The organism is Intrasporangium sp. (genome assembly GCF_040414665.1).
GTDB lineage: Bacteria > Actinomycetota > Actinomycetes > Actinomycetales > Dermatophilaceae > Intrasporangium.
In genome coordinates this window covers 1-8748 of the sequence record NZ_JBEDUL010000141.1, presented here as the reverse complement: position 1 = coordinate 8748, position 8748 = coordinate 1, and the positions used below count along the sequence as shown (strand labels likewise).

Sequence of the window (8748 nt, the reverse complement as noted above, 5' to 3'; positions counted from 1 at the left end):
CGGGCGAGGGAGTCGATGGAGCTCTGGTAGGTCGTCTTGCCGATGCTGTCGTACACGACGGGGACGCCCGCGCCATCGGTGAGCTCGCGAACTCTGGTCGCGACGTCCTCGCGGGTGTAGACGATCGTGTGCTCGCACCCGTGGGCCCGCGCCACGGCGGCCTTTGAGTCCGTGGAGACCGTGCCGATGACCTTGATCCCCAGCAGTCGAGCCCACTGCGCGAAGATGAGCCCCACGCCACCGGCGGCGGCATGAAGCAGGACGGTGTCTCCCTCCTGCAGCGGCGCGATGCGCCGCAGGAGGTAGGCCGAGGTGAGCCCACGCATCGTCATCGCGGCCGCGGTGTCGAAGGGAATCGTCTCGGGAAGCTTGATGAGATGGTCTGCAGGCATCGTGCGCTCGGTGCTGTACGCACCCAGCGGGCTACCGGTGTAGGTGACCCGGTCGCCCGGGACGAAGGCGGTGACGCCAGTGCCCACCGCCTCGACGATCCCCGCAGCCTCGACGCCCATGCCCGCCGGGAGCGCCGTTGGGTAGAGACCGCTGCGGAAGTAGGTGTCCGCGAAGTTCAGGCCGACGGCCGCATGACGCACTCGCACCTCTCCGGCCCCCGGCGCGCCCACCTGGAGGGACTCCCACTTCATGACCTCGGGGGCACCGGTCTGGTAGAAGCGAATACCTTTCGCCATCTGGTTGTCTCCTGTGTTTGTGCGTGGGGCAGCAAGGCCCCCGGTTGGTGGATCCGAAGATTCGCCGGGTCGCTGCGGCGAGGTAGGTTTAGCGGGGACCGAGGCCCGCTCCGGGGCGAGGAAGGACATCTCCTTCTCGCGTTGACACAACGGTAGGTGGGCGTCGACAAGGGTGCTTTACTGAAAAGGACAAGGTCCTTATCCCTTTGGGACAGGTGTCGGCGTGGTCCACAGACTCTCGTTCGTCCGCTCTGCGAGCCTCAACGGATACCTCGGGCTCGCCCGGTCCCTGCACCTCGACGCGCCCCAGCTGATGCGAGGCGTCAGGCTCGACCCAGCCGACCTCAGGAATCCGGACAAGTGGTTGCCGGCCGGTGCGGTGGCCCGACTTCTCGATGTCTCCGCGACGACGTCGGGGCGCCCGGACTTTGCTGTCCGACTCGCAGAACGGCGCCGGCTGTCCACGCTGGGACCACTCAGTGTCGTGCTCCGCGAGGAGCCCGACCTGCGCAGTGTCATCAAGCTGCTGATGCGCTACGAGCACAGCTACAACGAGGCTCTCCGCCTGCGCCTCGACGACTCGGAAGAGATCGCCACGCTGCGGTTGTGGTTCGAGTTCGGAGAGCCGGCGCCAACTGGGCAGGCACTTGCCCTGGCCGCCGCCGCGCTCCACGGCATCGTGCGTCAATGTGCGGGACCGAACTGGCAACCCTTGGCCATCTGTTTCCAGCACCGCGCCCCGGCAGACCTCTCGACGTTCCATCGAGCCTTCGGCCCCGGCCTGCAGTTCGAGCACGACTTCACTGGCCTGGTGCTCTACTCCAGAGACCTCCGCGTCAAGAACTGTCTGTCCGACCCACTCATGCGGCCTTACGCCCAGCGATTCCTCAACTCGGTCATCTCGCCGCGCGCGAAGACCTCCAAGGACAGGGTGAGGGATCTCGTGGAGTTTCTGTTACCCCTGGGAAAGTGCTCCATGGACCAGGCCGCCCGAGCCCTCGGCGTCGACCGCAGGACCCTGCACCGCCACCTCGCAGAGGAGGGGGAGACCTTCAGCTCGATCGTGCACTCGACGCGTGCCGGGCTCGCCGAGCGCTACCTGTCGAGCGACCGGCACTCCATGACCGACGTCTCCCTGCTGCTCGGGTTTGCCGCTCCAAGCGCCTTCTCCCGTTGGTTCCACCAGCAGTTCGGCGTCACTCCCAGCGAGTGGTGTGCAGCCAGTCGCGCCTGATCGTGTCGGGTCACCCGAGATGGGTGACCTCGTTGGCCGGATCACCTTCCTACCGTGGTGGCAGACGCGAAGGGAGAACGTCATGGAGGGACCCGCGGACGCCCCCACACCGTTCAGTGCGGACGACTACCTGGAACGTGCCAAGAGGGTCGTCGCCTCGGCCGCGGAACAGGGCCTCGACGGCGTCCTCGTCACGCCGGGCCCCGACCTCGTCTGGCTGACGGGCTACCAGCCGACCGCGATCACCGAGCGGCTCACCGTGCTCGTGCTGTCGCGGGAGCGGGAGCCGACGCTGCTCGTCCCCGCGCTCGAACGGCCCGATGCCGAGGCGGCCGAGGGCGCCAAGGGCCTGTCCCTGAAGGACTGGGCCGACGCCACCGACCCGTATGCCGCCGCGGCCGACCTGTTGCGCCCGGACGGCGCGTATGGGGTCTCCGACTCGGCGTGGGCCCTTCACCTACTCGGGCTCCAGGCAAGGTTGCCTGGGTCGACGTACCGGTCCCTCACCGAGTGCCTCCCCATGATGCGGGCGGTCAAGGATGCCGACGAGCTGGGTCGTCTCGCGGCGGCTGGCGCCGCGGCCGACGCGGCCTACGGTGAGATCGTCAAGCGCCGGTTCGAGGGGCGGCGGGAAACCGAGGTCGCGGCCGACCTCGCGGCCCTCCTGCGCGAGTTCGGCCACGAGCAGGTGGACTTCACCGTCGTCGGGTCCGGACCCAATGGCGCCAACCCGCACCATGAGGCGGGCGACCGGGTGATCCAGGCCGGGGATGCGGTGGTGCTCGACTTCGGCGGACTCAAGTACGGCTACGGGTCCGACACCACGCGCACGGTGTGCGTCGGCGAGCCGAGCGACGAGATCGGGAAGGTTCACGAGATCGTCCGCCGGGCCCAGCAGGCCGGAGTCGAAGCGGTGCGCCCCGGCGCGACCTGCCAGGACATCGACCGTGCTGCCCGGGCCGTCATCACCGACGCGGGGTACGGCGAGGCGTTCATCCACCGCACGGGCCACGGCATCGGCGTCACGACGCACGAGCCGCCCTACATGGTCGAGGGAGAGGACCGCCCGCTCGTGCCGGGCATGTGCTTCTCCGTCGAGCCCGGCATCTACCTCGCTGGCCGGTTCGGCGTGCGCATCGAGGACATCGTCACCGTGACCGAGGACGGGGTGCGTCGCCTCAACAACACCGATCACGGGCTGCACCTCGTCGAGTGACGGTCAGGGTTGGGGGTCACCCGAAATAGGTGATGCCACTGTCTTGGCCGCGGCCAAACCATTGGCGTGTCGGACGTTCGGGGACTCCATCAAGGAGGGGTAGAGATGCGGCCTGATCACGTGTCCACGTCAATGCACACCGTTGGGTGGTGGACGACATGAGTACTGCGGATGCGTCCGCCGACCAGCCGGTGGTACCTGCGGAGTCCAGGGCCCGGGCCAAGCTGCCCGCCAGGGCATACATCTCCTGGGTCGCCCTGGCCCTGATGACCACCAGCTCGGTGGCGAGCCTCCGCCCGTCGCCGACGATGGCGATGTACGGCCTGGCGTGCGTCTTCCTCTACCTGCTTCCGGCCGTCGTCTTCCTGCTGCCCACGTCGCTGGTGTCCGCGGAGCTCGCGTCCGGGTACGACGGAGGCGTCTACAACTGGGTGTCTCGCGGGATCTCCAAGCCAATGGGCTTCCTCGCGGTGTGGTGCCAGTTCGCAATGACCATCTTCTACTACCCGAGCCTGCTCGGCTTCGTGGCGAGCACGCTCGCCTACGTGATCAATCCGGAGCTCGCAAGCAGTGGCGTGTGGACCGCGATCGTCATCGTCGTCGTCTACTGGTCCGGCGTGTGGGTCTCCTCGCGGGGCACCAAGGGCGTCGCCGGTCTCGCCAGCGGCGGCCTCATCATCGGCACTCTCATCCCCGGTGTGCTCCTCGTGACCCTGGGCGTCGTCTTCCTCGGACAGGGAAACGCGTCCGCGGCGCCGATGACCGCCGACCACCTGCTCCCCGCGTGGGCGGGCCTGTCGAGCCTGGTGCTCATCGTCAACAACTTCCTGTCCTACTCGGGCATGGAGATGAACGCGGTCCACGTCGGCTCGCTTCGGAACCCGGGCAAGGAGTTCCCGCGGGCGATCTTCCTCGCCATGGGCCTGGTCCTGGCCATCTTCATCCTTCCGGCGCTCGCGATCAGCTGGGTGGTCCCGGCCGAGCAGCTGTCGCTCACTGCCGGCATCATGCAGGCCTTCGACGCCGTGTTCGCCTACTTCGGCTCCCAGTGGCTCACACCGATCATCGGCATCATGCTCGTCACGGCCTCGCTCGGCGGCATGCTGACCTGGCTCGCCGGCCCCTCGAAGGGCCTGCTGCTCATCTCCCGCCAGGAGGGCTACCTCCCGCCGTTCCTCCAGAGGCTGAACAAGAACGGGATCCAGCAGAACATCCTCGTCACCCAGGGAATCATCACCACCGTCATCGCCCTCGGCTATGCGTTGGTCCCCAGCGTGAGCAGCGCCTACTGGATCTTCTCCGTCATCACGACGCAGGTGTACCTGATCATGTACCTGCTGATGTTCGTCGCCGCGGTTCGGTTGCGCCGCAACGACCCCGACCACCCGCGCGGTTACCGGGCACCGATGCTCGGAGCCCTGTGCGGAGTCGGATTCGCGGCCTCGCTCGCCGCCCTCCTGATCGGCTTCGTCCCGCCGTCGCAGTTCGAGTCAGGCAATGCCGGCGTCTACCTGCTCATCGTCGCCGGCGGTGCGCTCGGCCTCGGTCTGCTCGTCCCGTTCCTCTTCTACCGCCTGCGCAAGCCGTCCTGGAAGCTGCCCGAGGGTTCGGAGGTGAGCCCGTCATGACCACCGTCACTGAACAGTCGTCAGACACCGAGCGAAGGACGATCTACATCGTCGCTTGTGTCGTCGTGGTGGCCCTCCTGGTCGTCGCCCTGTTCTCGTATCGCTCGAAGGAGTCGACGGAGCAGGCCAACCAGAAGGCGAACCAGCTCATTGCGGCACTGACCGCAGCCGGAGCGGCGACGCCACAGAAGGACATGATCGTTCGCACCCTCGGGGACGACGGCGGCGCCGTCTGCAAGGACCCGAACGGGGCCCTGAGCAGGGCCACCCTGCTGGGTTCGCTCATGAACGGTGCGGGCGGCCCCGGGATGCGTCCGATCATCGCCGACAACCGCATGGTCAAGGGCGCCGTGCTCATCATCCAGGTGTACTGCCCGGACGAGCTGCCGTCCTTCCAGGAGTTCGTCGACAGCCTCAACTTCGACAACACGATCAGGGGCTGAGCGGATGGAACTCCGTGACCGGGTGGCCGGTCTGATGGAGCAGGCTCGCACCGACCTGACCGAGCTCGTCGCGATCCCCTCCGTGGCGGATCCGCGGCAGTACCCGCCCGAGGAGTGCGCCCGTGCCGCGAAGTGGGTGCTCGACGCCTTCGCCACAGTGGGTTTCGCCGACGCTCGCCTCGCGGAGACCGCGGACGGCAGCCAGGCCGTCGTCGGCTCGCGCCCGTGCGGTGACCCCGACGCGCCCACGGTCCTGCTGTACGCCCACTACGACGTCCAGCCGCCGTTGAACGAGGAGGCTTGGCGCACCCCACCGTTCGCGCTCACCGAGGTCGGCGACCGCTGGTACGGCCGAGGCAGCGCCGACTGCAAGGGCAACATCGTCATGCACCTCACCGCGCTGCGGGCTCTTGGAGCTGACATCCCCGTGAACCTCAAGCTCGTGGTCGAGGGCTCGGAGGAGCAGGGCACCGGAGGGCTCGAGGCCTTCGTCCCGCCCAACGCCGACCTCCTGCGTGCCGACACGATCCTCGTGTGCGACACAGGAAACGCGGCGGTCGGGGTCCCGGCAGCCACGGTGAGCCTGCGAGGGATGGTCAACCTCGTCGTCTCGGTCGAGGCCCTCGCGTCGGAGCTCCACTCCGGCATGTTCGGCGGGGCCGCGCCGGACGCCCTGGCCGCCCTGGTGGCGATGCTCGCCACGCTGCGGGACGGCGCGGGCAACACGACCGTCTCTGGACTCGACAACACCGGCACGTGGACTGGCGAACCGTACCCCGCAGAACAGTTCCGCAGCGACGCAGGTGTCGTCGAGGGTGCTGCGCTCCTCGGGGACGGCACGGTCTCCGACATGCTGTGGGCGAGGTCGTCGGTCACGATCCTCGGCATCGACTGCCCGCCTGTCGTGGGATCTGCGGCCGCCATCACCCCGAAAGCCCGGGCCCGACTCAACCTCCGCATTCCGCCGGGCACGGCCCCTGAGGAAGCTGAGAAGGCGCTGCGCGAGCACCTGCTCGCCGCAGCCCCGTGGGGCGTACACGTGACGATTGACACCGAGGCGACGGGGTCACCGTTCCATGCCGCGACGGACGGCCCCGCCTACGCGGCCATGGCCGCTGCGATGGAGGAGGCGTACGGCAGGCCGATGGCCACCCTCGGCCAGGGCGGCTCGATCCCGCTGTGCAACGTGTTCGCCGAGACCTATCCCGACGCCGAGCTGTTCCTCATGGGGGTGGAAGAGCCGCAGGCACTGATCCACGCCCCGAACGAGAGCGTCGACCCCTCGGAGATCGCCAACATGGCGCTGGTCGAGGCCCTCTTCCTCCAGCGATACGCAGCGACCCGCCGCTGAGCCCGCTCTGACCGGCACCGGCCCTCTTCCATCGTGGCACCCAGGCAGCCCTCGGCGTCGGAGGAGGCGGGCCCCCCGGGCGGTCGGCTCCGCCCGAAGCGCCGCGGGTTCTGGGCGCGCCTCGCCGACGTCGCCCAAGATCTTGCTGGCGAGGTCCCGGCCACACCCGAGCCGGTGCCGGCTCAGCCACCCGAGGCGGTGCTGGAACTGCTGCGCAGCCTCGGCGTGGCCCTGACCCGGGCGGGTGAGCCGGCGGATCGGGTGACCCAGATCCTCGACGAGGTCGCCAGGATGTACGGCGCCACCGGCGTGACGTTCTTCATCGTGCCCACGGGACTGTTCGTGCGCATCGACCTCGGCCCCTCGAGCCAGCTCGACTTCAAGACCGGCAACAGCACGCCGATTCGCCTCGACCAGGTGGACGCCCTCTACCGCCTCGTCGACGACATCCGGCACGCCACGGTCGATGTCGACACCGCGAGCCGGCGCCTTGACGAGCTGCTGACGTCACCGCCGCGGTTCGGGCCCGTCGTGGCCGTCGTCGGCAGCGGCGTCCTCACGCTGGGACTGGGGCTGATGCTCAACCCGACCGTCGCGGCCATGCCGGCCTTCGTCCTGCTCGGCTTCCTCACCGGGCTCATGCGGTGGTGGACGGACAAGGACCCGATGCTCTCGCTGATGCTGCCGGTCGCCACGGCGTTCGTGGTGACCTGGGTGGTGTTCGGCTGGCTGGCACCGCTGCTCGACTCCCCACCACTCGAGATCGTCATTCCGGCCCTCGTCACGTTCCTGCCCGGGGCTGCCCTCACCATGGGCACCGTCGAGCTGTCGAGCGGCGACATGCTGGCGGGCTCGGCCCGGCTGGTCTACGGTCTCGAGCGCCTGCTCCTGCTGTCGTTCGGTATCGCGATCGGGGCACAGCTGGCCGGCACGCCGGCCCTGTCCGGTGAGCCTGTCCGCGCGCTCGGTGCGCTGGCGCCGTGGGTGGGAGTGCTCGTCTTTGGCCTCGGCCAGTACATCGCGTCGTCGGCGCCCCGTGGCACCTTCGGCTGGCTGCTGGTGGCCCTCTACGTGGGGTATGCCGCTCAGTTCCTTGCCGGACGCGCGCTGGGATCGCTGGGGGCGAGCTTCGTCGCGGCGGCCGTGGTGCTTCCCGTGTGCTACGCCATCCAGAGCCGCAGAAGCGGTCCACCGGTGCCGGTGACATTCCTGCCGACCTTCTGGCTGTTGGTGCCCGGCGCGTTGGGCCTTCAGGGCGTCGCCCAGATCATCGGCGCCGATCAGGCCGCCGGGCTGGGCGACTTCCTCAACGCGCTCCTGTCGATCGTTGCCATCGCCGTCGGCGTGCTCGTCGGCTTCGGCATCTCGGAGCGCCTGGGCCGGGCCACCTCGACCTGGCGCGGGATCTAGCCGTTCCGCGCCACGACGTTGCGTCCCAGCGGTGTCATGACGATGCCGTATGCCGCTGAGCTCGCTCCCAGTCCCACCCCAGAGGGCGTCGGCTGGCCTCAGAACGCGCGGGCCGCAAAACGCCCAAAAGGTATTGACAAGGTGCATCGGTCGAACATATGTTCTAGACATGGCAAATGCGGCGCTGCTCGAGCAGCTTCGGACGCGGCTCACCGAGGTGGAGGCGCGGCACGAGGCGGATGGCCGGGCGGCTGCCGAGGCGTTCTGGTCCTCGCTCGGCGCCGTGGCCGGCACCGCCGGCACCGCCGGCTCACCCGGCGCCGGCTCGCCGGGTGCGGGCGCGGAGGGTGCGGGCGCGCCGCGCCCGGCGGGACGCGGTCGGCGTCCGCGGCTGCGTGAGGTGGGGGGCCGTGCGCCTGGCGGGGTGTGGGCGCACGTGCCGGCGGAGGGGCCGTTGCCGTTCCTGCCGCGGGAGGTGGAGTCGGTGTCCCTGTCCGAGCTGGATCTGGACGGTGCGGACGCGGACTGGTTCGAGGCGAACTACCCGGGCCCGACGGAGCCGCCGGAGTTCGGTGAGCCGGTCGCGGTCAAGGTCGATGCGCTGTTGGGGCGGCCGCTGGTGCGGCACGGCTCGGACCTGCTCACCCACACGGTCTCGCACCTGGCCGGGCTGCGGGCCGAGCAGGAGGTGATGCTGGTCAACGTGCTGGCCGAGCTGCTCGACCGCGGCGAGCAGCCCCCGGGCGGGCTGCGGGTCACCGACTGGCTCCGCTCGCT

The 8748-nt window shown here is 69.2% G+C and carries 7 protein-coding genes and 1 pseudogene; 7 read left to right on the top strand and 1 reads right to left on the bottom strand.

All coding sequences use genetic code 11. From position 1 onward, the window contains the following. Window positions 1-689: quinone oxidoreductase family protein (locus ABF401_RS14730; protein ID WP_353510324.1), on the bottom strand; the 689-nt coding region annotated here is incomplete at its 3' end. Window positions 690-912: 223 nt separating this feature from the next. Between ABF401_RS14730 and ABF401_RS14725 the strand changes: the two genes are divergently transcribed. From ABF401_RS14725 to ABF401_RS14695, 7 genes and pseudogenes are all read left to right on the top strand, one after another. Further along, window positions 913-1923 (top strand): AraC family transcriptional regulator, encoded by a 1011-nt coding sequence (locus ABF401_RS14725; protein WP_353510323.1) that lies wholly within the window; start codon window positions 913-915, stop codon window positions 1921-1923. 82 nt (window positions 1924-2005) lie between these two features. Further along, window positions 2006-3139 carry an aminopeptidase P family protein gene (locus tag ABF401_RS14720; RefSeq protein WP_353510322.1) on the top strand — a complete coding sequence of 378 codons (1134 nt, stop codon included), beginning with the start codon at window positions 2006-2008 and terminating at the stop codon, window positions 3137-3139. Window positions 3140-3297: 158 nt separating this feature from the next. Beyond that, window positions 3298-4767, top strand: a complete 1470-nt coding sequence (gadC, locus tag ABF401_RS14715; RefSeq protein WP_353510321.1) for a glutamate/gamma-aminobutyrate antiporter GadC — start codon at window positions 3298-3300, stop codon at window positions 4765-4767. Continuing rightward, entirely contained in the window at window positions 4764-5210 is a 447-nt protein-coding gene (locus ABF401_RS14710) for a hypothetical protein (protein WP_353510320.1), read from the top strand. Before gadC ends, ABF401_RS14710 begins: the two co-directional genes overlap by 4 nt. A 4-nt stretch (window positions 5211-5214) precedes the next feature. Continuing rightward, complete coding sequence (locus ABF401_RS14705; protein ID WP_353510319.1) at window positions 5215-6561, top strand: dipeptidase; 1347 nt, start codon at window positions 5215-5217, stop codon at window positions 6559-6561. Between the two features lie 33 nt (window positions 6562-6594). Continuing rightward, the gene (locus ABF401_RS14700) at window positions 6595-7971 is read left to right on the top strand and encodes a threonine/serine exporter family protein (RefSeq protein WP_353510318.1); all 1377 of its coding nucleotides are present in this window, start codon (window positions 6595-6597) and stop codon (window positions 7969-7971) included. 169 nt (window positions 7972-8140) lie between these two features. Then, a pseudogene (locus ABF401_RS14695) lies at window positions 8141-8748 on the top strand (HNH endonuclease signature motif containing protein); the annotation flags it as partial.

Bases quoted from the DNA above. Each gene is read 5' to 3' on its own strand.
- ABF401_RS14720 (WP_353510322.1), top strand. From the start codon at position 2,006: ATGGAGGGACCCGCGGACGCCCCCACACCGTTCAGTGCGGACGACTAC.
- gadC (WP_353510321.1), top strand. From the start codon at position 3,298: ATGAGTACTGCGGATGCGTCCGCCGACCAGCCGGTGGTACCTGCGGAG.
- ABF401_RS14710 (WP_353510320.1), top strand. From the start codon at position 4,764: ATGACCACCGTCACTGAACAGTCGTCAGACACCGAGCGAAGGACGATC.
- ABF401_RS14705 (WP_353510319.1), top strand. From the start codon at position 5,215: ATGGAACTCCGTGACCGGGTGGCCGGTCTGATGGAGCAGGCTCGCACC.